The sequence below is a fragment of the Pseudarthrobacter phenanthrenivorans Sphe3 genome, from assembly GCF_000189535.1.
Classification (GTDB): Bacteria; Actinomycetota; Actinomycetes; order Actinomycetales; family Micrococcaceae; genus Arthrobacter; species Arthrobacter phenanthrenivorans.
The window spans coordinates 143,685-165,481 of the sequence record NC_015145.1 but is presented as its reverse complement, the minus strand read 5'-3'; the positions used below and the strand labels follow the sequence as shown (position 1 = coordinate 165,481).

Annotated in this window: 18 protein-coding genes; 13 read left to right on the top strand and 5 right to left on the bottom strand. The window is 65.7% G+C overall.

The genetic code is table 11. The annotated features are described in order from the left end of the window. Complete coding sequence (locus ASPHE3_RS00785; RefSeq protein WP_013599321.1) at positions 1 to 942, bottom strand: carbohydrate kinase family protein; 942 nt, start codon at positions 940 to 942, stop codon at positions 1 to 3. A 42-nt stretch (positions 943 to 984) separates the two neighbouring features. Further along, the gene (locus tag ASPHE3_RS00780; RefSeq protein ID WP_013599320.1) at positions 985 to 1,785 is read right to left on the bottom strand and encodes an alpha/beta hydrolase; all 801 of its coding nucleotides are present in this window, start codon (positions 1,783 to 1,785) and stop codon (positions 985 to 987) included. 104 nt (positions 1,786 to 1,889) lie between these two features. On the opposite strand from ASPHE3_RS00780, the gene ASPHE3_RS00775 reads away from it, so the two are divergent. The 7 genes from ASPHE3_RS00775 (at position 1,890) to ASPHE3_RS00745 (ending at position 8,442) form a co-directional block, all read left to right on the top strand. Next, positions 1,890 to 2,216 (top strand): GYD domain-containing protein, encoded by a 327-nt coding sequence (locus ASPHE3_RS00775; RefSeq protein WP_013599319.1) that lies wholly within the window; start codon positions 1,890 to 1,892, stop codon positions 2,214 to 2,216. 84 nt (positions 2,217 to 2,300) lie between these two features. Further along, a complete protein-coding gene (locus ASPHE3_RS00770; protein WP_013599318.1) occupies positions 2,301 to 3,872 on the top strand; it encodes a succinic semialdehyde dehydrogenase in 1,572 nt (523 codons plus the stop codon). Between the two features lie 107 nt (positions 3,873 to 3,979). Continuing rightward, positions 3,980 to 4,585 carry a helix-turn-helix domain-containing protein gene (locus ASPHE3_RS00765; protein ID WP_013599317.1) on the top strand — a complete coding sequence of 202 codons (606 nt, stop codon included), beginning with the start codon at positions 3,980 to 3,982 and terminating at the stop codon, positions 4,583 to 4,585. After that, entirely contained in the window at positions 4,578 to 5,318 is a 741-nt protein-coding gene (locus tag ASPHE3_RS00760) for a B3/B4 domain-containing protein (RefSeq protein WP_013599316.1), read from the top strand. The genes ASPHE3_RS00765 and ASPHE3_RS00760 overlap by 8 nt, the downstream gene beginning before the upstream one ends. Before the next feature lies 1 nt (position 5,319). Beyond that, positions 5,320 to 6,222, top strand: coding sequence for an EamA family transporter (locus ASPHE3_RS00755; protein ID WP_013599315.1), 903 nt, complete (start codon positions 5,320 to 5,322; stop codon positions 6,220 to 6,222). Between the two features lie 27 nt (positions 6,223 to 6,249). Beyond that, complete coding sequence (locus ASPHE3_RS00750) at positions 6,250 to 7,293, top strand: LacI family DNA-binding transcriptional regulator (protein ID WP_041651807.1); 1,044 nt, start codon at positions 6,250 to 6,252, stop codon at positions 7,291 to 7,293. Between the two features lie 42 nt (positions 7,294 to 7,335). After that, a complete protein-coding gene (locus ASPHE3_RS00745; protein ID WP_013599313.1) occupies positions 7,336 to 8,442 on the top strand; it encodes a GTP pyrophosphokinase in 1,107 nt (368 codons plus the stop codon). A gap of 198 nt (positions 8,443 to 8,640) precedes the next feature. Here the strand turns inward: ASPHE3_RS00745 and ASPHE3_RS00740 are convergent, their stop codons facing one another. Beyond that, positions 8,641 to 9,786, bottom strand: a complete 1,146-nt coding sequence (locus ASPHE3_RS00740; RefSeq protein ID WP_013599312.1) for an endo-1,4-beta-xylanase — start codon at positions 9,784 to 9,786, stop codon at positions 8,641 to 8,643. A 370-nt stretch (positions 9,787 to 10,156) separates the two neighbouring features. Here ASPHE3_RS00740 and ASPHE3_RS00735 point away from each other — a divergent pair, with 370 nt between their 5' ends. From ASPHE3_RS00735 to ASPHE3_RS00710, 6 genes are all read left to right on the top strand, one after another. After that, entirely contained in the window at positions 10,157 to 11,455 is a 1,299-nt protein-coding gene (locus tag ASPHE3_RS00735) for an ABC transporter substrate-binding protein (protein WP_013599311.1), read from the top strand. Between the two features lie 9 nt (positions 11,456 to 11,464). Beyond that, a complete protein-coding gene (locus tag ASPHE3_RS00730) occupies positions 11,465 to 12,490 on the top strand; it encodes a carbohydrate ABC transporter permease (protein ID WP_013599310.1) in 1,026 nt (341 codons plus the stop codon). Next, positions 12,490 to 13,362, top strand: coding sequence for a carbohydrate ABC transporter permease (locus ASPHE3_RS00725; RefSeq protein WP_013599309.1), 873 nt, complete (start codon positions 12,490 to 12,492; stop codon positions 13,360 to 13,362). Before ASPHE3_RS00730 ends, ASPHE3_RS00725 begins: the two co-directional genes overlap by 1 nt. An 8-nt stretch (positions 13,363 to 13,370) precedes the next feature. Further along, positions 13,371 to 15,740, top strand: a complete 2,370-nt coding sequence (locus ASPHE3_RS00720; protein WP_013599308.1) for a beta-xylosidase/alpha-l-arabinosidase — start codon at positions 13,371 to 13,373, stop codon at positions 15,738 to 15,740. Beyond that, entirely contained in the window at positions 15,737 to 16,993 is a 1,257-nt protein-coding gene (locus ASPHE3_RS00715; RefSeq protein ID WP_013599307.1) for an endo-1,4-beta-xylanase, read from the top strand. The genes ASPHE3_RS00720 and ASPHE3_RS00715 overlap by 4 nt, the downstream gene beginning before the upstream one ends. A 162-nt stretch (positions 16,994 to 17,155) precedes the next feature. Then, positions 17,156 to 18,370, top strand: a complete 1,215-nt coding sequence (locus ASPHE3_RS00710) for an ROK family transcriptional regulator (RefSeq protein WP_013599306.1) — start codon at positions 17,156 to 17,158, stop codon at positions 18,368 to 18,370. A 75-nt stretch (positions 18,371 to 18,445) separates the two neighbouring features. Here ASPHE3_RS00710 and ASPHE3_RS00705 read toward each other — a convergent pair whose 3' ends face one another. Both ASPHE3_RS00705 and ppsA read right to left on the bottom strand, forming a co-directional pair. Then, positions 18,446 to 19,240: a pyruvate, water dikinase regulatory protein gene (locus tag ASPHE3_RS00705; protein ID WP_013599305.1), complete on the bottom strand. Its 795-nt coding sequence runs from the start codon at positions 19,238 to 19,240 to the stop codon at positions 18,446 to 18,448. A 59-nt stretch (positions 19,241 to 19,299) separates the two neighbouring features. Next, positions 19,300 to 21,702 (bottom strand): phosphoenolpyruvate synthase, encoded by a 2,403-nt coding sequence (ppsA, locus tag ASPHE3_RS00700; RefSeq protein WP_013599304.1) that lies wholly within the window; start codon positions 21,700 to 21,702, stop codon positions 19,300 to 19,302. Between the last annotated feature and the right edge of the window lie 95 nt (positions 21,703 to 21,797).

The following is a 21,797-nucleotide window of genomic DNA, read 5'->3' as shown; positions in this document are numbered from 1 at the left end:
CTAATCCTCTACGGGCGCCCCGTTCAGTTCAGCGCGCGTGGGCGGGTTGGCGCCCGGCCGGGACACCGTGACGGCGGCGGCCTTCGCCGCGTGGGCCAGCAGCTCCTCCAGTCCCTCCGCCGGAAGTTCCCGCAGGTCCTTGCGGTTCTGGGCGCCGTCCAGGCCGCGGTCCACCAGGCCGGAAAGCAGCGCCGCCATAAAGGAGTCACCGGCGCCCACGGTGTCAGCGACCTCAACCTTCGGCGCAGGCACTTTGGCTTCACCGGCGCGGCACACACCCCACGGGCCCTCCGCTCCGCGCGTCACCACAACCATGGCAGGCCCTTCGGATCCGCCCAGCGACAGCCACCGGCGGGCGGCATCCAGCACGTCCAAGTCCGGGTACAGCCAGGCCAGGTCTTCGTCGGAGGCCTTCACCACGTCCGAAAGGGTCACGAATTTTTCCGTGTGCCGGCGGGCATAGTCCACGTCCGTGATGATGCTGGGCCGGCAGTTGGGGTCGAAGCTGATGGTGGCGTGCGGATGGGCGTATTCGACGGCGGCGAGCACCTCGGTGGCGCCAGGCGCCAGCATCGTGGCGATCGATCCGGTGTGCAGCAAGGTGGTGCCGCGCAGCATGAAGGCGAGCCGGTCGGCGATGCCGGGAAGCTCCCAGGTGAGGTCGAACGTGTAGGTGGCGGCGCCGTCGTCGCCAATCAGGGCGGTGGCCACGCTGGTGGGAAGGTCATCCGGTCCCAGCGGGAGCATGACGGAACTGGCGCGCAGGTGCGCCGCGACCGAATCGCCGTACGCGTCCCGACCGTAGCGGCCGATGAACTGCACGGGGTGGTCCAGGCGGGCCAGGCCCACCGCCACGTTCAGGGGGCTGCCGCCCACATGGGCTTCAATCCCGGAGGCGCGCTGGACAACGTCAACAAGGCCTTCGCCGATAACTGTGAGCATGCTCATACTCTGCCAGAGATGCGGTGGCGGCTGCAGTTCGTGTCAGCGAAGCAGCCCCTGCACCAGCTCCCGGCACTTCACATACGCCGCGGCCGCCGGATCGATCAGGGAGAAATGGTCCCCCGGCACCACGGCCAGCCGCGCCGGCACGGGCGCGCCAGCGCTTGCGGCAACATAGGAGGCGGACATCCGCAGCGGCACGTCCTCATCCTCAGCCGCGTGGACTGCGTACACCGGGACCCCCAGGGGAAGCGCGGCCACCGGGTCCGCGCAGCGGTGCCGGCCGGGGAATTCCGACGACGGCCCGCCCAGCAGGTTGGCCACCGCGCCATTGCTAAGGTTCAGTTCCTCCGCTTCCGCGAGGTTGAGCACACCGGACTGGCTGACCACTCCGGCGAGGCGGACGCCGCCGGACCCCGCGGCGAGCTCACAGTGCTCCGTTTCCAGCCCCAACAGGCCCAGCCGGTCGCGGCCGGCCGCCCACACCGCTAGATGGCCGCCCGCGGAGTGGCCGAGTGCCACCACTTTGGACAGGTCCAGGGCATGGGACGCGGCCAGGTCACCGAGTTTGTCGATTCCGGCCAGTACATCGGTAAAGGTGCGGGGCCAGCCGCCGCCGTTCCCCGCCCGCCGGTACTCCAGGTTCCACGCCGCCATGCCGTGCTCGGCCAAGTCCAAGGCCAGCGGCTCCCCCAGTTCGGCCCCGTACTTCGACCGCCAGTAGCCGCCGTGAATGACCACCACCACGCCTCGCGGCGCCCCGCCGCCGGCCCTTTCGGGCAGGAACAACTCGCCCCACTGGCTGGGGTCCCCGCCGTAGTTATACCTCTGCCGCTGCACCATGTGCCGAGCCTAGCGGGCAGCGCCGCACAAGCCGTTGCCCTCCCGGCGGCACGCTGCCATTCTGGGTGGATCCACACCCCGCTGCAGACGAAAGGACCGGAAAAATGCCGCTCTATCTGTCAAGGTTCAGCTATACGCCGGAGACCTGGGGTCGGCTGATCAACAATCCCGAAGACCGCCGAAAGGCAGCCCAGGCCTACATCGAATCGGTGGGCGGAAAACTCCACGGGTTCTGGTACGCCTTCGGCAGCCACGACGGCTACAACCTCTGGGAAGCCCCGGACAACGTGTCCATGGCCGCGGTGGCGCTGGCCATCAGCGGCGGCGGGGCGCTGAGTTCGTTCGAAACCACGGTGCTCATGAGCGTGGAGGAAACGATGGAGGCGCTGCAGAAGGCGGCGGACATCAAGTACCGGCCCCCGGGCGCCTGATGCCGGGCGCTGACGGGGGACCCTCCTCCTTCGGCGGCCCGGCGGCTAGGCTCGGGAGTCAAGTTGCCGCCGAAGGGGATCACCATGACAAGCACCACCGGCCCGCGTCCGATGCCGTCAACGCAAGCTGCATCTCCGCTGGCCCCCTCGCATCTCGCTGCCCTGGTGGCTTGCGCCGCGGGACGGCCCACGCAGGCATCCTATTCCCCGGTTGACCGCAGCCTCATCGGCGAAGTCCCCGTCTGCACGCCGGAGGACGTGGACGCAGCCATCGCCACCGCCCGGGCAGCCCAGCGCCAATGGGCCGCGGTTCCCCTCAAGCAGCGCCGCGCCGTCGTACGGCGGTTCCACTCGTTGCTCCTCCGGCAGGAGGCCGAAATCCTGGACCTGGTCCAGGCGGAAAGCGGCAAGTCCCGGCTCAATGCCTTCGAGGAACTCGCCGATGCAGCCCTCACCACCGCCTATTACCAGCGCAATGCCCAGCGCTTCCTGCGTCCGGCTCGCCGCACCGGCGCCGCGCCCGGGCTGACGCGGACCGTGGAACACCGGCTCCCCAAGGGCGTGGTGGCGGTCATCAGCCCCTGGAACTACCCGCTGACCCTGGCCATCTCGGATGCGATCCCCGCCCTGCTGGCAGGCAACACCGTGGTCCTCAAGCCGGACTCCCAAACCCCGTTCACGGCACTCATGGCCCTGGAACTGCTGCAGGAGGCGGGGCTGCCGCGGGGAGTGTTCCAGGTTCTCACCGGGGACGGTCCGCTGCTGGGACCGGCCCTGATTGCCGGTGCGGACTTCCTCATGTTCACGGGATCCTCCGAGACGGGGAAGATCGTTGCCCGGCAGTGCGCGGAACGGCTCATAGGGTTTTCCGGGGAACTGGGCGGAAAGAATGCCACCCTGGTCCTGGCCGACGCCGACTTGGACAAGGCGGCCAGGGGCGCCGCGCAGGGCTGCTTCTCCAACTCCGGGCAGCTATGCATCAGCATGGAACGGATCTACGTGCATGCCGCCCTCTTTGAGGACTTCCTGGCCGAATTCGTTGCCCGGGTCGAGGCGTTGCGCGTGGGTCCGGGCCGTGGCTGGGACATCGAGATGGGCTCACTCACCGGCCAGCGGCAACTGGACCGGGTCAGCGCCCATGTCCAGGATGCCCTTGCCAAGGGTGCCCGGCTGGCCACCGGCGGCCGTGCCCGGCCGGACCTTGGCCCCTACTTCTACGAGCCCACCGTCCTTACCGGCGTCACCGGGGACATGCTGGTGGCGCGGGAGGAAACGTTCGGCCCGGTGGTGTCGGTCTACCAGGTGGAGGACGACGACGAAGCGGTGGCCCTGGCCAACGACTCCCGCTACGGACTGAACGCCAGCGTGTGGTCCGCCCGGCGCGGCGAAGCGGTGGCCCGCCGCCTCCTTGCCGGGACGGTCAACGTGAACGACGGCTACTCCGCCGCCTGGGCCTCCCACGATGCTCCCATGGGCGGGATGAAGGACTCAGGAGTGGGGCGCCGCCACGGCAGGGAAGGCATCCTCAAATACACCGAAGCCCAGACCATTGCCGTGCAGCGGCTGGTTCCCGTGGGCCCGCCGCCCGGCATGGCGAACGGGCGGTACACCAGGCTGGTCAAGGGAGCCCTCAGGCTGGCCGGGCTGCGGCGCTGATGATGCGGTCCCGATGCCTGCGCTGCGTCCCCTGCGGGTGATGGCCCGGACCGCGAAGGTGCCGGCCGTCGTCGAGTAATGCACTCAGAGTGCAGTATGATGCACTTATGGATGAAAGCACATCTGCCCTCGCCGGCGCCATCGGCTCGCGGGTGCGGCAGGAACGGCAGTCGCGGGGCTGGACCCTGGACCAGCTGGCAGAAGCTGCGGGAGTGAGCCGGCGCATGGTGGTCAACGTCGAGCAGGGCGCTGCGAATCCGAGCGTCGGGACCCTGCTGAGGATCAGTGATGCACTGGGCATTGGCCTCCCCGCGCTGGTGGATGCGCCGCGGCCCAGGCCGGTCACGGTGGTCCGCAGCGGCGACGGTGCCGCCCTTTGGAGTTCGGCCCGCGGCGGCCGCGGCGTGCTGGTGGCGGGGACCGCATCGCCGGATGTGGTGGAACTCTGGGACTGGATCCTGGCATCCGGAGACCAGCACCAGAGCGAAGCCCACGCGCCCGGCACCAAGGAGCTGCTGCAGGTCCGGCAGGGGTCCGTCACGGTTGTGGTTGGCGGGGAAACCTTCGTGCTCGACGCCGGTGATGCAGTCTCATTCCCCGGCGACGTTGAACATTCCTACGCCAACACGGGAAACGAACCAGCCGCCTTCTCCCTGGCAGTCTTCGAACCCGGTGTCGGCTCGAAGCACCATAAGGAGGCAGGGAATGCGTGAACCGGTGATGCTGCAGGAGTTCCTGTCCGCGGCCTGGATCGAAGACTCAGTATTCTCCCTGCGTCCGGACTACCGGGCCGTCCTGCTGGCAGTGGACGGGCTAGTCCCCGGCGGAAGCGACGAGGCCAGCGACAAGCTGCTACGGGAAGCGGAGACCTCGGCCCGGGCAGCACTTGATGGCCGGGCGGTGGAGGACCTTCCGCATGTTGCCGCGTGGCGCGAAGCCTACAAGGGTTTTGGAGCCAAGCCCCAACGCACGCGCAACAGCCTCGAGGCACTGCTGCGCCGCGCGGCATCCGGCCTGCCCCGGGTGAACCGGCTGACCGACCTCTACAACGCAGTCTCGGTGCTGCATCAGGTTCCCGTGGGCGGTGAGGACCTCGCCGGCTACGCCGGCCCGCCGCGGCTGATCCGCGCCACCGGCACCGAGGCGTTCCACACCAGCTCCGATGGCGCCGGGGTCATTGAGCATCCGGAGCCCGGTGAGGTGGTGTGGGGCGACGACGGCGGCGTGACGTGCCGGCGCTGGAACTGGCGGCAGGGCACCCGTACCCAGTTGACCGCGGACACCACCGCGGCACTGTTCATCCTCGACGCCCTCGGGCCCATGGCCGACGACGCGCTCGATGCCGCAGCCGACGACCTGGCTGCCCGCCTGGAAAGGCTGGGCCCCAACGTCACCATCGCCCGCCGTCGTCTGGCTGCAACCCACCACTCCACTGAAGGAAACTGAAATGCCCCAGCGAAACGCGCCACTCAACCTCCCGGTCCCGCCGTGGGGGCTGGCCGTCACGGCGATCCTGTCGGTCCAGCTGGGCTCGGCCCTGTCCGTTGGCCTGATCGAGGACGTGGGCCCTGCGGGGACCGCGTGGCTGCGACTGAGCATGGGCGCCCTCATCCTGCTGGCCATCGCCCGCCCGCCGCTGCGCTCCATCCGCCGTCCGGATGTCCTGCCGCTGCTTGGCCTGGGCATCACCACGGGCGTGATGACAGTGGGCTTCCTTGCCGCAGTGGAACATATCCATCTTGGCACCGCCGTCGCGATTGAATTCCTGGGTCCGCTGACAGTTGCGGCCATCCGCAGCCACAACCGGAAAGCCCTGGCCTGGCCGGCCTTGGCATTGGTGGGCGTGGTCCTGCTGACCCAGCCGTGGCGGGGGGATTTCAACCCGACAGGCGTGGCATGGGCCGCGCTGGCGGCTGTCGCGTGGGGCGTTTACATCCTCCTCACGCAACGGATCGGCGACAGGTTCAGCGGCATCGGCGGGCTCACGCTGACCATACCCATCGCCGCGGCGGCGGCCGCCGTCGTCGGAATTCCGCAGGCCGCCAGCCAGCTCAGCCTGGATGTGCTGGCCGCCGCGTTCGGCCTGGCCATCCTGCTGCCCGTGCTGCCGTTTGCGCTGGAGATGCTCGCACTGCGGAGGATGACGCCCACGGCTTTTGGCACGCTGATGGCCATCGAACCGGCCGTCGGCGTCCTGCTGGGACTGCTGATCCTGCACCAGCAGCCGTCTGCCATCCAGGTGGTGGGGATCCTGCTGGTGGTCTTCGCCGGCGCGGCCGCGCAGCGCGGTGGCCGCCGGGCACGCACGGACCGGCCGGCGAGCCCTGCCGACCTGGACTTCGTGGGCTGAACTTCCGGCGGCTACTACGATCGAAGTATGGAATCCGCGGAACAGTGGCAGCACCCCGCGCGTCCGCGAAGAATCACGGCCGCGATGGTGGCAGCCCGGGCCGGCGTCTCCACGGCGACCGTCTCGCTGGTGGCCAACGGCAAGACGGCGGGCCGGGTTTCCGAGGACAACGTTTCCAGGGTGCGGGAGGCCATCGCCGAGCTGGGCTATGTTGTGGACGGCATCGGGAGCTCACTGGCCAAGGGCGTGAGCTCGGTGGTGGTCCTGGTGGCGCCGGACATCTCCAACCCTTTCTTCGCCAAGGTGATCGCCGGGGTCCGGGATTCCCTTGGCCCGCAGTACCAGCTTCTGCTGTCCGTGGCGGACGCGGGTGAGTTTCCAGAGGCCGACGACGTGCGGCGGCTGATGTCGCTGCGTCCGGCCGGACTCCTGGTGGACGCACCCAACGCAGGCTTCCTCGAGGACCTCGCATCGCCGTCGCCCCTTGTGCTGCTGGACGCGCCCGGGCTGGAGGCGCATGCGCCGTCGGTGAACCTGGACGTGGCCAGCGGGGCGCGGGAACTGGCGGCCCACCTGGCGGACGCCGGGCACCGGCAGGCGGCGTACGTGGACAGCGTCACCGGCACGGAAACCTTCGCCCTCCGCAGGGAAGCGTTCCTCGCGGAGGCGGCTGCCCGGGGCATCACCGTAGGTGCGGACCGCATCATCAGCACCACGGTCGACGTCGGCACGGCGGCTTCTGCCTTTGCCGGCGCCTGGCCGGCGTGGCAGCGTCAGGAGGTGACCGCCGTCGTCTGCAGTACGGATACGCAGGCCTACGGCGTGCTGCAGGAGGCGCGCGTGGCGGGGGTCCGGATCCCTGCGGAACTGGCCGTTGCAGGCTTTGACGACCTCCCGTATTCAGCCACCAGCAATCCCGGCCTGACCAGCGTCCACCTGCCGGCCGCGGCGCTGGGCCAGAAGGCCGGGGAGCAGCTGCGCCGCCTGATGGAGGGACAGCCCCTGGAGATGCCGGCCGTGACGCTGGAAAGCACGCTGGTGGTGCGCGGGTCCACTGCCGCCGGCAGCTGAAGCCTCGGACGTTCTGTCGGCGCCCGGCCGTAAGCTGGGAATATGCCGAGTAACTGGGACAGCCTTGACGCGGGGCTCCGCGAATCCGTTCAGCGGAATGTGGAGATCTACGAGCGTGTCCGGCCTGCCCTGAAGCTGGTCACGCGGGATGTCCTGCTGCTGATGCGGGACATGCTCAAGGACAGCGAGGTCACCCCGCTGTTCGTGACGGGGCGCACCAAGACGGTGGAGTCGTTCAAGGAGAAGATTTCACGGACCGAGGAGCCGCTGGAACCCGGCGGTCCGCGGCTGCTCAAGTTTCCGGACCCCTTCCGGACGCTGAATGACATGGTGGGCATCCGGGTGATCACCAAACTGCCGGCCGAGAACGCCCTGGTGGCGAACATTATCAAGCGCCAGCGCCAGCTGTTCGACTGCCGCGGGGACCGGGAAAAGGACATCGGCTCCATCGAATCCGGCACGTACGGGTATTCCAGCCGGCACCTGATCCTGCGGACCATCCAGAACGAGGCCGTGAAGGAGTACCAGCAGGTCTTCAACCCGGACGCGGTGCCCAACGGCAGTTACTTTTTTGAATGCCAGATCCGCACCATCTTCGCCCACGCCTGGAGCGAGATTGAGCACGACATCCGGTTCAAGGCCGAGGACCCGCGGGCTTGGACGCCGCACTTTGACCGCCAGTTCACCGCCACTGCCGCGATGCTCGAAACAGTGGAGAGCGCCTTCGCCGACCTCCATGAGCGCTATGAGGAAGTGCGGGGGTACTGGGACATGGACGGCGAGGGCGCCGCGCCGCTGACGCCCAACCGCATCCGCGACGTGTGGCGGACCCTGCTCCCCCACGTTGACCGGAAGGTGGACGATGACTGGGGCTGGGCGGCCGAACTCCTCGCCGCCCATGGACTCAACCAGACCATGCAGCTGGCCGGGCTGCTCAGCGCCAACCGCATCACCGAGGTCCGCAAGGCCCTGGACCACCGCTACTCCCCCGGCCCGGACCGGCTGCTCGATGACCTGCTGCTGTGGCAGTACGGCACCAAGCACATCGACCTCACCGCCGAAGCCGCCGACGCCGTCCCGCACCCCCGGCGCGACAGCCTGATGCGGCGGCTGAAGCAGATCGAGCGGTACAGGCTGACGAAGAAGTAGGGGTTTTGAGCTGTGGCCTTGCGGTGGCATCGTCCTCGCCCAGCAGCGAGGCGTGTAAAGGGGCGAAAGAAGACCCACCTCCGCCAAGCCAAAGTCATGTATTGGCGATGCCGACCGGCACGAGGGGCACGTCCAAAAGGACGTGCCCCTCGTCTGTCCCGGCGACGTGACGCCGCCGGAGCAGGAATTGTGTGTTGGTCAGGCTGCGTCGCGCAGAACCTCGAGCAGCGCCTCGTACTGTGGCTTCGGGTTGTTGTGCATGTCGTACAGCAGGCCTGCGCCCTGGCCGGTGAACCAGCCCGGGATCCAGGAATTCGCGTCCGATACACCCCATACCGTGTACGAGTTGCACGCCTCAACCGCGAGACAGTCCTCGAGGGTCTGTGCCCACCAGTCAACCTGCTGGTCCGCCTCGGCAGGGTCCACCGGGGTGTTGGTGTAGGTGCCGTTCGGCTTCTGGGCGACGTAGGTCCGGATGTCGACCTCAGTCAACGCGACCTCCAGACCCAGGTCGGCGAATCGCTGCAGGTTGTTGCGCAGGTCAGGGTAGCCGTACTGCGTGTCGAGGTGCCCCTGGAAGCCGACACCGTGGATCGGCACCCCGTCCGCGAGCAGTTCCTGCACGAAGGCATACGCGGCGTTGCTCTTGGGGCCAGTGAACTCCAGGTTGTAGTCGTTGTAGAAGAGCAGCGCATTCGGGTCGGCCTCGTGCGCCCAGCGGAAGACGTCGGCGACGTACTGCTCGCCCGGCAGGCCGAGTTCCTCGTATGCCTGGTACCAAACGGTCTCGCGGAAGCTACCCTCGGCGTCGTCGTTGAAGATCTCGTTGACGACGTCCCACTGCTGGATGTCGCCTGCGAAGTGCCCGGCGACTGTCCGGACGTGGTTCTCCAGGATGACGCGCAGCTCCTCGGCGCTGTAATCCCCCGTCGTGAGCCAAGTGGGCAGCTGGTTGTGCCACACGAGGGTGTGCCCCCGTACGACCTGGCCGTTCGCCTCGGCGTTGGCGATCAGCGCCTCCGCTGCGGCCCAGTCGTAAACGCCGGGAGCCGGGTTCAGGGCCTCCCACTTCATTACATTCTCGGCGGTGACGCTGGAGTACTGGGTGTTGACGATGTTGCGGTACTTGCCGTTTTGTTCCAGCAGATCGGCATTCACGGCAACACCGATCTTGATGCCGGCTTCGTCGGCGAGGGCGCGCAGGCTGTTCTCACTGATGACGGACGAGTGCTCTGACGCCTTCGGGTCTGACGGCGGAGCCGGAGCAGCGAAGGCGGTGCTCGGGATGATCACCACAGAGGCCAGCGCCAGGACGCTTGCGAGTAGGGGACGAGTTGTGCGCATAGATACTCCCTTGTATGACGGCAGGGCGGGTTGATTAGCTTTCTCCTCCCGCTGACCCATAGTTAGTCAGAATAAGTTGGACGTGTCAACAAATACTTTCTGAGTGTCACGCCCTTCCTGGCGAGAAACAAACTACATGGGGCCAAGCCCCGACTTTGGAGACCATGGAGAGCCAGACTCCGGCCTCATCGGCTACTTCACCGAGCTTGACCTTGGAGCGGAGTCAGTCGAGAGGAACAAATCTGGATTTGTTGCGCCAATCTCTATTTATTGGCGGGAAGCCCTTGCGTTTTACCGGGGCAATGCTTAGGCTCGCATCACACTAATAACTTTCGATGTAGATGTCGAAACTTTCGAGAGGCGTTCAAAGATGAACAAGCACAGCATCAGGAAGCTGCTGACCGTTGGGGCGGCGACAGCAATCGCCCTTGGCGGTCTGTCAGCGTGTAGCTCCGGTGGTGGAGCAGCAGAAGACGGCGACGTCACCATGACGTTCTGGCAGAACTCGACGACAGGCGCTGGCAAGGCGTACTGGGAGAAGACGGTCGCAGCGTTCGAGCAGGCAAACCCTGGCGTTAAGATCAACATGCAGTCCATCCAGAACGAGGAGATGGACGGGAAGCTCCAGACCGCGCTGAACTCCGGCGATGCACCCGACATCTTTATGGCGCGCGGCGGCGGCAAGCTTGCGGATGTCGTTGCGGCTGGGCAGGCCATGGATATCACGGATTCCATCGACGACGCCACCAGGGCAGCTGTGCCCGAAGGCGTGTTGAGCGCCTTCGCGGTCGGGGACAAGATTTACGGAATGCCGACCGCCGTGCTGCCTGGTGGCATCTTCTACAGCGGAGACCTCTTCGCCAAAGCGGGCGTCGAGGGAACGCCGACGACCATGGACGAGCTCGGTTCCGCCATAGACAAGCTCAAGGGCGCAGGAATCAACCCGATCGCCGTCGGCGCGAAGGATGCCTGGCCTGCAGCGCACTGGTACTACTTCTTCGCGTTGCGAGCGTGCTCGCAGGACGCGATGAGCGAAGCAGCCGAGTCGAAGCAGTTTGACGACCCGTGCTGGCTCGAGGCCGGAAAGGAGATGGAAGCGTTCGTGAAAACGGCACCGTTCAACGACGGGTTCCTCACCACATCGGCACAGCAGGGAGCCGGCAGCTCTGCAGGTCTCCTTGCGAATCACAAAGCAGCAATGGAACTCATGGGCGCATGGAACCCAGGTGTCATTGCATCGCTGACCCCCGACGAGAAGCCGCTGCCTGACCTGGGCTGGTTCCCGTTCCCGGCCATCGACGGAGGCGAAGGCGCCAAGGGCGCCATGATGGGTGGCGTAGATGGCTTCACTTGCTCGGCTAAGGCGCCGAAAGAAGAGTGCACTGCGTTCCTGAACTTCTTTATGCAGAAGGAACACCAGGAGGCCTACGCGGAGGCGTTCCAGACTCTCCCCGCCAACCAGGACGCCCAGGCAGTTGTCACTGACCCGGCGCTCCAGTCGATCCTTAAGGCCTACAACGACGCACCGTACGTCACGGTCTGGCTCGACACCCTGTTCGGCCAGAACGTCGGGAACGCACTGAACAAGGGCGTTGTCGACCTGTTCGCCGGTCAGGGCTCTGCTGAAGATATCGTCTCCGCCGTGAACGACGCAGCGGCCAAGGGATAGCAGCAGATAATGACTGAACCTGCAGGGGCTGCTCCGTTGGTGACGGACCAGCAGCCGCCGCGGGGCACGGTAACGGCAGGGGATGGCGCTCGAGCGACGTCCCCTGCCGCACCGCGGCCCAAACGGCGTCCAACCGACTGGCGCAAGCGCCTCGAAATCACGCTTCTGGCCGGGCCGGCGATCGTCGTTTTTGTCGGCTTCGTGATCTTCCCGGTCGTCCTCGCTGGCTACTACGGTTTCTTCCGCTGGAAGGGTTATGGGCCAGCTACCGACTTCGTCGGTTTCGAAAATTACATGATCATCTTCCAGGACAGCGCGTTCCACGACGTGCTGCGCCACAACGGGTTCATCTTGGTGCTCTCCCTGGTCATCCAAGGCCCCATTGCGGTCGTCCTCGCCCTCTTGCTCAACCAGAAGATCCGTGGCCGGTCGCTCATCCGCGTGCTCATCTTCGTCCCGTACATCATCTCCGAAGTCATCGTCGGGATCGGCTGGGGTCTCATGCTGCAGACATCCGGTGCCCTCAATGGGCTGCTCGGCAGCATCGGGTTGGGAGCTTTCCAGGCAGACTGGCTCTCTGATCCGAACATCGCCATCTGGTCCCTGATGGCGATCATCTCGTGGAAGTACATCGGCTTCGCCGTCATCCTTTTCCTCGCCGGACTGCAGAGCATCCCAGACGAATTGTTCGAGGCGGCCGCGATCGACGGCGCCAGCTACTGGCAGATCCAGCGCACCATCACGCTGCCGCTCCTGGGGCCGACCGTGCGGATCTGGGCGTTCCTGTCAATCATCGGCTCGCTGCAGTTGTTCGACCTGGTCTTCATCATCTGGGGCCAGTATGTCGCCTCGACTGCTGGAACCTCGACCATGGCCACCTACATGGTCGCTAACGGACGCACGTCCGGCAACTTCGGCTACGGCAGTGCTGTCGCCGTCGTCATGTTCCTGATCTCCCTCGTCATCGCATTGATCTACCAGCGGTTCGTTCTTCGACGCGACACCGCCGGTGCCCTCACAGAAGGAAAGAAGTGATGACTGTTCTCGAAGCTCCCACGCTCCCGCGCGAAAAGCGTCCAACGAGTGACCGCCAGCAGTGGGGCAGCCCGGCGACGTACTTCATCGCCTTTGTCTTCATCGCACTCTGTCTCGGACCCGTCATCTACATCATCCTCGGTGGGTTCCGCGACAACTCGCAGATCACCAATTCGCCCGAGGGATTCCCGAACCCGTGGAATTTCGACAACTACGCTGAGGTGCTCGCGAGCCCGACCTTCTGGCAGCAGGTCGGCAACTCGGCGATTGCCGGGATCGCTACGACCATCGGTGTGGTGGTGCTCGGCCTGATGGCGAGCTTCATCCTCGCCCGATACAGGTTTGCCGGCCGTGGAGCGATGTATTCACTGTTCGCCGCCGGGCTGATGTTCCCGATGACCGTGGCGATCACGCCGCTCTACATTCTCGTAAGGGACCTGGGCCTGATGAACAGCCTGGGTGGCGTGATTCTCCCGCAGATCGCCTTCGGCTTGCCGGTGACGATCATCATCCTGGTGCCGTTCCTCCAGGCCATCCCCGATGAAATCGAAGAGGCGGCGTCGATCGACGGCACCAGCCGGCTGGGCTTCTTCTTCCGGATGGTCGTTCCTTTGTCGCTGCCGGGCGTGGTGACGACGGGCATCCTTGCTTTCGTGGCGAGCTGGAACAGCTACCTTCTGCCACTGTTCATCCTCGGTGACCAGGCGACGTACACCCTGCCGCTCGGCGTTCAGGCGTTCGCTTCGCAGTATTCGGTGGACACGGCAAAGGTACTCGCCTTCACCTCACTGTCCATGATTCCGGCACTGATATTTTTCACGCTGTTCGAGCGTCGCATCGTCGGCGGACTCACCGGCGCCGTCAAAGGTTAGGACTTCCCTTGAGCACCACATCCACGAAGATCACGCCGCCATGGCACGACGTCACCGCGTCCGCTTCCGACCGCGTCGAAGCACTCCTCAGCGCGCTCACGCTCGAGGAGAAAATCGCCCAGCTGTTCGGCGTCTGGGTCGGCGCGTCCACTGAGGGCGGGGACGTTGCCCCGCATCAGAACGACATGGACGACGTCATCGACCTCGATGCGCTCCTGCCGAACGGGCTCGGCCAGTTGACCCGGCCATTCGGCTCGGCTCCGGTCGACCCGGCGCTCGGGGCGCTGTCCCTCCTCCGCAGCCAGCGCCGGATCGCGGCATCCAACCGGTTCGGCATCCCGGCTGTTGCGCATGAAGAGTGCCTCGCCGGCTTCGCCACCTGGGGGGCGACCGCCTATCCGGTGCCCCTCGCATGGGGGGCCTCGTTCAATCCGGGGCTCATTGAGCGGATGTCACACCGCATCGGTTCCGACATGCGCTCGGTCGGCATCCACCAGGGCCTTGCCCCAGTGCTCGACGTGGTGCGGGATGCCCGCTGGGGTCGCGTCGAAGAGACCATCGGTGAGGACCCGTATCTCATCGGCACCATCGGAACGGCGTACGTCCGTGGCCTCGAATCCGCAGGAATCGTGGCCACCCTCAAACACTTCGTCGGATACTCGGCGTCGAAAGCCGGCCGTAACCTCGCGCCGGTCTCCGTCGGGCCGCGTGAACTCGCTGACGTGCTGCTCGTCCCGTTCGAAATGGTCATGCGGGAAGGCAAGCCGCGTTCGGTCATGCACTCCTATACCGACATCGACGGCGTCCCATCCGCGGCTGACGAGTCGCTGCTCACCGGAGTCCTGCGTGACACCTGGGGTTTCGACGGCACCGTTGTGGCCGACTACTTCGGGATCGCCTTCCTAAAACTGCTTCACGGCGTCGCGGGTTCGTGGGGCGAGGCCGCTGCTCTGGCGCTCACTGCGGGCGTGGACGTCGAACTGCCGACGGTGAAGACCTTCGGTGCGCCGCTGGCTGAAGCGGTCCGCTCGGGCGACCTGCCCGAGACGGTCATAGATCGTGCCCTCCGGCGCGTGCTGCGCCAGAAGGTCGAACTCGGACTGCTTGATCCTGACTGGGATGCCACGCCCGAAGCGTTGCGGGACGTTGACGTGGATAACGCGCAAGGCATCCGCGGAACCATCGACCTGGACAACGCCGGCAATCGGGCGGTCGCCCGCGAGATCGCCGAACAGTCCATCGTGCTTGTGAGCAACGACGGGATCCTTCCGCTCGCTGCCCCGCGCCGGATAGCTGTCGTCGGGCCGACGACCGACGACCCCTTCGCCGTTCTCGGCTGCTACTCGTTCCCTGCGCATGTCGGCGTGCAGCATCCGGACACACCCCTCGGCATCAATCTGCCTACCCTGCTGGACAGCCTCCGCATCGAGTTTCCCGAAGCCGACATCGAATACGTGCCAGGCACGACAATCGACGGAGGAGAAACCGCCGGGATCTCCGCAGCGGTGGATGCTGCAAGGCGGGCTGACGTCGTCATCGTCGCCCTCGGCGACCGGGCCGGGCTTTTTGGCCGCGGCACGAGCGGTGAGGGCTGCGACGTCGAGTCGCTCCGCCTGCCCGGTGCCCAACAAGACCTTCTCGACGCCGTCGTGGCAACATCGACTCCTGCCGTCGTCACCCTGCTCGCTGGACGACCGTACGCGCTGGGATCCGCTGTCACGGGCGCCAGCGCGATCGTGCAAGCATTCTTCGCAGGAGAAGAAGGAACCGCCGCCCTTGCCGGCATCCTCTCCGGCCGGGTCAATCCGAGCGGGCGCCTGCCTGTCAGCATCCCGGCCTCAGAGGGAACGCAGCCGTCCACATACCTGGCCGCTCCCCTGGCGCGCTCCAACGGGGTGTCGAGCATCGACCCGACCGCGGTCTTCGCGTTCGGGCACGGGATCGGGTACACGACCTTTGACTGGAGCTCCGGCCAGCACGGGCCGGGTACGGTCGAAGTAGACGGCACGGCGACCCTCGGCCTCCGTCTCCGCAACACCGGGGACCGTGCCGGGACAGAAGTCGTCCAGATTTACGTCCACGATCCGGTCGCGTCAGTGGTGCGCCCAGTGCAGCGTCTGGTCGGTTTTCAGCGCGTTGACCTGAAGCCGGGCGAATCCGTCGAGCTCTCGATACACGTTCCCGCAGATGTCACCGGCTTCACCGGCCGAAACGGCGAGCGGGTCGTTGAACCGGGAGAGATCGTCCTTGGTCTCGGAGCATCGAGCACCGACATCCGGATCACGCACTCGGTGCAGCTCTCCGGTGAAGCCCGCGTCGTAGGCTTCGACCGGGCCTTCCACCCAAGTTTCAACGAGATCGCACGGACCGCCTCATGAGTATCGATCACCGCCAGGTGACCGCGCAGGTCACCGTGCTCGATTCCGTCGGCGACCCTGTGCGCAATGCGGATGTCACCGTCGAACAGCAGCGTCACGACTTCGCCTTCGGCAACATCGGTTTCGACTTCATCCCGCTCGCCAATGGGGAGACCGGGCAGGATGCCGCGGCGGAGCCCGTTTTCGGTGGGGCAGGGCTCGAGGGCCTGCCGGAGCTCGAGACGATGTGGCTCGACCTCTTCAACACTGCGACCCTTCCGTTTTATTGGCGAGGATTCGAGCCCACCCGCGGCAAGCCTGACACGCGAAGACTTCTCAGGACCGCCTCGTGGTTCGCTCAGCACGGAGTGACAGTGAAGGGGCATCCGCTTACCTGGCACACGCTCGCGCCCGAGTGGCTCACCGGTCTACCGGTGGCGGAGATCGAGCGGCTGCAACGCGAGAGGATCCGACGCGAGGTGACCGACTTCTCCGGGGTCATCGACACGTGGGACGCCATCAACGAAGCCGTCATCATGCCCGTGTTCACTGCAGAGGAAAACGGTATCACCCGGCTTGCGCAGAGCATTGGTCGCGTGCCCATGATTCAGCTCGCGTTCGAGGAAGCTCGCGCCTCGAACCCTTCGGCAACGCTCATCCTGAACGACTTCGACTTGTCGAGCGACTACGAAGCCCTGATCGAGGGCGTGCTTGAGGCGGGGATCGTCGTGGACGCGATCGGCCTGCAGACGCACATGCATCAGGGGTACTGGGGAGAAGAAACGATGCTTGCGATGGTCGACCGATTCGCCCGCTTCGGGCTGCCCCTCCATCTGACCGAGACGACTCTGCTGTCGGGGGACCTCATGCCGCCGGAAGTCGTCGACCTCAACGACTATCAGATCCCATCCTGGCCGTCGACGCCCGAGGGAGAGGCCAGGCAAGCGGACGAGATCGTCCGCCACTATCGCTCACTCGTGGGCCACCCGGCCGTGCAGGCCATTACCTACTGGGGGCTCACCGACGACGGAGCGTGGCTCGGTGCGCCGGGCGGGCTTGTTCGCGCCGACGGCACGCCGAAACCCTCGTTCTACGCACTGCGGTCGCTGATTAAGGGCGAATGGTGGCTGCCGCGAACGACGATGCGCACGGACCATGACGGACGTTTGTCGATCACGGGTTTCTTCGGCAATTACGTGATCAAACGCGACGGGCAGAGTGCAGCGGTCTCGCTCTCGCGGGGGCGTGAAACGGCCACCGTCCGATTCCGCTGACCGTGGTTCAACCAGTTGTGAGCCCGTACTTATCCGTCATCGCGGGCCTCGCTATGGGCGTGCTCAACCTGGTGCTTCTGCGCCGCCGCCTTCGTATTTTCAACAAGCGCCGTTCCGGGGGAAGATGAGTAGCGACTACAACTGATCTCGAGAGGCACAGGGTTGACGGCTTCACAGCTGACTGAGCTGGACGGCACGCGAAGAACCAAGACGGCGCCGCTCCAGAGCACGGACACGATCCGGCGCATCAACTTGTCGTTGGTTTTGGGCCTGCTCCACAGGAGAGGACCGCTGTCGCGTGCCGACCTGACAAAGCGGACGGGGTTGAACCGCTCAACTATAAGCGCCCTTGTCGCCGAGCTCGCGGACCTCGGACTTGCCTACGAAACAGAACCGCCTGCCATAGGGCGTGTCGGACGGCCAAGCCCCCTCGTTCATCCCAACGAAAAGGTCGCGGCCTTAGCCATTAATCCAGATGTAGATGCCGTGACCGTCGGGCTTGTCGGCCTCGGCGGTCACGTTCACCGCAGGATTCGGTATGAGGCCGCCACACAGCCTTCCGTAACGGAAACAGTAAACATCAGCCGGGCGATTGTAGAAGGAATGCAGGCCGACCTGGACGCCATGGCTCGGATTACAGGCGTTGGGCTTGCCGTTCCTGGACTCGTCAGATCGTCCGACGGGCTGATACTACTGGCACCGCACCTTCAGTGGGCCGATGAGCCCCTGGCGGCCCTCCTTGAGCAAGCCCTGGCCCGTCCGGTGCGTGCGGGGAATGATGCCACGCTGGGTTCGCTCGCCGAAAGTATTTATGGGGCCGCCGTAGGGATCTCGGATGTGGTGTATCTGAACGGAAGCGCCAGCGGCATCGGCGGCGGCGTCATTTCCGGAGCCAGGACTTTGCGGGGTTCTGCAGGTTTTGCCGGCGAACTTGGACACACTCTGGTGCGAACCAACGGGGAAAAGTGTCATTGCGGAAGGTTCGGGTGTTTGGATGCCGAAGTCCGCCTCGAACGGCTGCTCGCCCCGCTCGGTCTTGCCCGGGCGGATCAGGACGAGCTGGAGCGGGCCATTGCCGAGCCTCCATCCCGGGAGCTACAGAAGGAAGTTGAACGGCAGATCGACCTCCTTGCGGTGGCACTGACGAATTTCGTCAACATTTTCAACCCCGAAATGATCGTGCTCGGCGGGTTTCTGGGCTCTATCTTTTCCCTGGACCCCGAGCGACTTATCTCGGCCGTGGCCGGGGACACGATAGGGGGACTCGGAGCAGACGTCCAGATCAAAAGGACGGTTCTCGGGTCCGAATTGCTGTTGGTTGGCGCCGCCGAGCTGGCATTTGCCCAGCTTCTCGCTGACCCCGCCGGGACGGCCTAAACCTTCCCTCTAGAAACCCGGGCCCCCGGCGTGCGGACGCACTCGGAGGGGCAGGGGCTGATGCGGCCGGCCGGTTCAGTGGTGCAGTTGCATCCGCTGAAGGACGGTGGCGGAGATTTCCTCCACCGACATTGACGCGGAATTCACGTAGGGCACCTGGTTAACCCGGTACATGTCCTCGGCGTTGCGCAGTTCGAAGGTGCACTGGCCCAGCGAGGCGTAATCGCTGCCGGGCCGGCGTTCCTGCCGTATCTGGCTCAGCCTGACGGGCAGTGAGGTCAGTCCGAAGCACTTGTCCGCGAAGGGCAGCAAGGGCTTTGGCAGCGACAGGGTGGCGAAGTCTTCCTCCACCAGTGGGAAGTTGGCGGCGAGGATACCGTGCTGCAGTGCCAGATACATGGTGGTGGGGGTTTTGCCGCAGCGTGACGGGGCGATCAGGATCAGTTCGGCGCGCTCCAGCGCACGAAGTGACTGGCCGTCGTCGTGCTCTATGGCGTACTCGACGGCGGCCATACGCGACTGATACCGCACGGCGTCGCCGACTCCATGGGCCTGCCCCGGCTGGCCGCTGGCGGAGGCATGCAGTGCCTGCTCCAGCTGGCCGATGTGCGCGCCGATCAGGTCGAAGAAGTGCCCCCGGCTGCGGGACAGGACCGCCCGGATGTCAGAGCCGACCGTGGTCGAAAAGATGATCGGCCGCGGCCCGGTATCGGCCAGCTTGTCGATGACCTCCACCACTTCCTGCGCCTGTTCCACGGTGGTGATAAAAGGTATCGTCCGGCGTTCCAGGTGCCGGGCGGGAAACTGCGTGAGCAGGGTGTTGCCGAGCGTTTCGGCAGTGATGCCGGTGCTGTCGGAAAGGAAGAACACCGTGGGGGCGAACTTGCTGTCCCGCCCCCCACGGTATCCGTCCGGTGTTCGTCGTCCATTTAGAGCGCGGAGCGGGTACCGGAGCGGGCCAGGCGAAGCCAGGTGTCCGTCACAGCGTCAGGGTTCAGTGAGATGGAACTGATGCCCTGTTCCAGGAGCCACTCGGCAAAGTCCGGGTGGTCGCTGGGGCCCTGGCCGCAGATTCCTACGTATTTGCCCCTGGCGCGGCAGGCGGCAATGGCCATTTCCAGCAACCTGGTGACCGCGGGATCGCGTTCGTCGAAGCCTTCAGCCACCAGGGCCGAGTCACGGTCCAGCCCAAGGGTCAGCTGGGTCAGGTCGTTGGAGCCGATCGAGAAACCGTCAAAGTACTCGAGGAACTCATCGGCGAGCAGGGCGTTGGCCGGAAGCTCGCACATCATCACGATCTCCAGGCCGTCCTCACCCCGCCGCAGCCCGTTGGCCGCGAGCAGCTCGGTCACTCCGCGGGCCTCGGCCAGCGTGCGCACGAACGGAACCATGATCTTGATGTTGGACAAGCCCATCTCGTTGCGCACGAACTTCAGGGCTTCGCATTCGAGCTCGAAGGCCTGGCGGAACGAGTCCGAGAGGTACCGGGAGGCGCCGCGGTACCCGATCATCGGGTTTTCCTCATGCGGCTCGAACGACGGGCCGCCGAGAAGGTTGGCGTACTCGTTTGATTTGAAGTCCGAGAGCCGGATGATCACCGGCTCCGGCGCAAATGCTGCCGCGATCGTGGAAATCCCCTCGGCCAGGCGGCGGACGTAGTAGTCCCGCGGCCCGTCGTACGCTGCCGTCTTCTCCCGGATTTGCCGCACCGTGTAGTCCGAGAGCGTGGCCGGGCGTTCGAACTCGCCCGCAACTGCCAGCAGGGCGTTGGGGTGGATGCCGATCTGGCGGTTGATGATGAATTCAAGGCGGGCCAGGCCAACACCGTGATGCGGCATCCGGGCGAAGCTGAAGGCCTGCTCCGGTGTGCCGACATTCATCATGATCTTCACCGGGGCCGGCGGCATGGTGTCCAGGCTGGTCTCCTGCAGCGTGTAATCCAGGAGCCCCTCGTACACGAGGCCGGCCTCGCCCTCCGCGCAGGACACTGTCACCGGCGCACCGTCCGCGAGGACCCGGGAGGCGTTGCCGGTTCCGACGACGGCGGGGATGCCCAGCTCGCGCGCGATGATGGCTGCGTGGCAGGTACGGCCGCCGCGGTCCGTGACGATGGCCGCAGCCTTCTTCATGATCGGCTCCCAGTCGGGGTCGGTCATGTTGGCCACCAGGACGTCTCCGGCCTGGAACGAGGCCATCTGGTCAATCGAGGTCAGGACCCGCACCTGGCCGGCGCCGATACGCTGGCCGATAGCCCGGCCCTCAGCCAGCACTGCCGAACGCTCGTTGAGCGTGTACCGGGAGATGGTGCCGCTCGCCTTGCGGGACTCAACGGTCTCGGGGCGGGCCTGCAGGATGTAAAGCTCCCCGTCGATGCCGTCCTTGCCCCACTCGATGTCCATGGGGCGGCCGTAGTGCGCCTCGATGGCCACCGCGTGGCGGGCCAGCTGCTCGACTTCTTCGTCGGTGAGGCTGAAGCGGCGGCGCAGGTCCAGCGGCACGGGAACGAAGTCCACGGTCCTGCCCACCTCCTGGGAGTCCGTGTACGTCATCTGTACTGCCTTTTCACCGAGCCCGCGCTTCAGCACGGCGGGACGCCCGGCGGCCAGGGCGCGCTTGTGGACATAGAACTCGTCAGGGTTGACGGCGCCCTGCACCACTGCTTCGCCGAGCCCGTAAGAGGAGGTGATGAAGACGGCGTCGTTGAAGCCTGTTTCGGTGTCCATGGTGAACATGACGCCGGACGCGCCAACGTCGGACCGGACCATCCGCTGTACGCCTGCCGAGAGTGCCACTTCCGAATGCGTGAAGCCGTGGTGGACCCGGTAGGCGATGGCGCGGTCATTGTAGAGCGAGGCAAAAACATCCTTGATGGCGAGCAGGATGTTGTCCACGCCGCGGATGTTCAGGAACGTCTCCTGCTGCCCGGCGAAGGAGGCATCCGGCAGGTCCTCAGCCGTAGCACTGGAGCGCACAGCCCAGGACACGTCCCCGGCGTGGTGGTCTGTGAGGCGGTGGTAGGCGGTCCGGATCTGCTCCTCGAAACCGTCCGGAAACGGGGTGCTTCGGATCAGGTCCCGGATCTGCTTCCCTGCCAGGGCAAGGGCGGCAACGTCGCCGCTGTCCAGATCCTTCAGGATGTCTTCTATCCGGGTGTCGAGGGCTGAGCCGCTCAGGAAACGCCGGTAGGCGTCAGCCGTGGTGGCGAAACCGTCCGGGACCTTGACCCCGGCAGAGGAGAGGCTCCGGACCATTTCCCCGAGCGAGGCGTTCTTGCCGCCGACTTGGTCGAGATCGGACAGGCCGAGGTCAGAAAACCAAAGAACGTCAGTCATAGGTGGTGCTCCTTCGTTGGGCACGCTCTGACAAGCGCTGAAAAAAGATGTGATGCAAGGTTGGGCGGGTAACCTGCCCGGGCGCAATTGGATGT

Coding starts and splice junctions, on each gene's coding strand:
- ASPHE3_RS00785 (WP_013599321.1), bottom strand. CDS start 942: ATGCTCACAGTTATCGGCGAAGGCCTTGTTGACGTTGTCCAGCGCGCC.
- ASPHE3_RS00780 (WP_013599320.1), bottom strand. CDS start 1,785: ATGGTGCAGCGGCAGAGGTATAACTACGGCGGGGACCCCAGCCAGTGG.
- ASPHE3_RS00775 (WP_013599319.1), top strand. CDS start 1,890: ATGCCGCTCTATCTGTCAAGGTTCAGCTATACGCCGGAGACCTGGGGT.
- ASPHE3_RS00770 (WP_013599318.1), top strand. CDS start 2,301: ATGACAAGCACCACCGGCCCGCGTCCGATGCCGTCAACGCAAGCTGCA.
- ASPHE3_RS00765 (WP_013599317.1), top strand. CDS start 3,980: ATGGATGAAAGCACATCTGCCCTCGCCGGCGCCATCGGCTCGCGGGTG.
- ASPHE3_RS00760 (WP_013599316.1), top strand. CDS start 4,578: ATGCGTGAACCGGTGATGCTGCAGGAGTTCCTGTCCGCGGCCTGGATC.
- ASPHE3_RS00755 (WP_013599315.1), top strand. CDS start 5,320: ATGCCCCAGCGAAACGCGCCACTCAACCTCCCGGTCCCGCCGTGGGGG.
- ASPHE3_RS00750 (WP_041651807.1), top strand. CDS start 6,250: ATGGAATCCGCGGAACAGTGGCAGCACCCCGCGCGTCCGCGAAGAATC.
- ASPHE3_RS00745 (WP_013599313.1), top strand. CDS start 7,336: ATGCCGAGTAACTGGGACAGCCTTGACGCGGGGCTCCGCGAATCCGTT.
- ASPHE3_RS00740 (WP_013599312.1), bottom strand. CDS start 9,786: ATGCGCACAACTCGTCCCCTACTCGCAAGCGTCCTGGCGCTGGCCTCT.
- ASPHE3_RS00735 (WP_013599311.1), top strand. CDS start 10,157: ATGAACAAGCACAGCATCAGGAAGCTGCTGACCGTTGGGGCGGCGACA.
- ASPHE3_RS00730 (WP_013599310.1), top strand. CDS start 11,465: ATGACTGAACCTGCAGGGGCTGCTCCGTTGGTGACGGACCAGCAGCCG.
- ASPHE3_RS00725 (WP_013599309.1), top strand. CDS start 12,490: ATGACTGTTCTCGAAGCTCCCACGCTCCCGCGCGAAAAGCGTCCAACG.
- ASPHE3_RS00715 (WP_013599307.1), top strand. CDS start 15,737: ATGAGTATCGATCACCGCCAGGTGACCGCGCAGGTCACCGTGCTCGAT.
- ppsA (WP_013599304.1), bottom strand. CDS start 21,702: ATGACTGACGTTCTTTGGTTTTCTGACCTCGGCCTGTCCGATCTCGAC.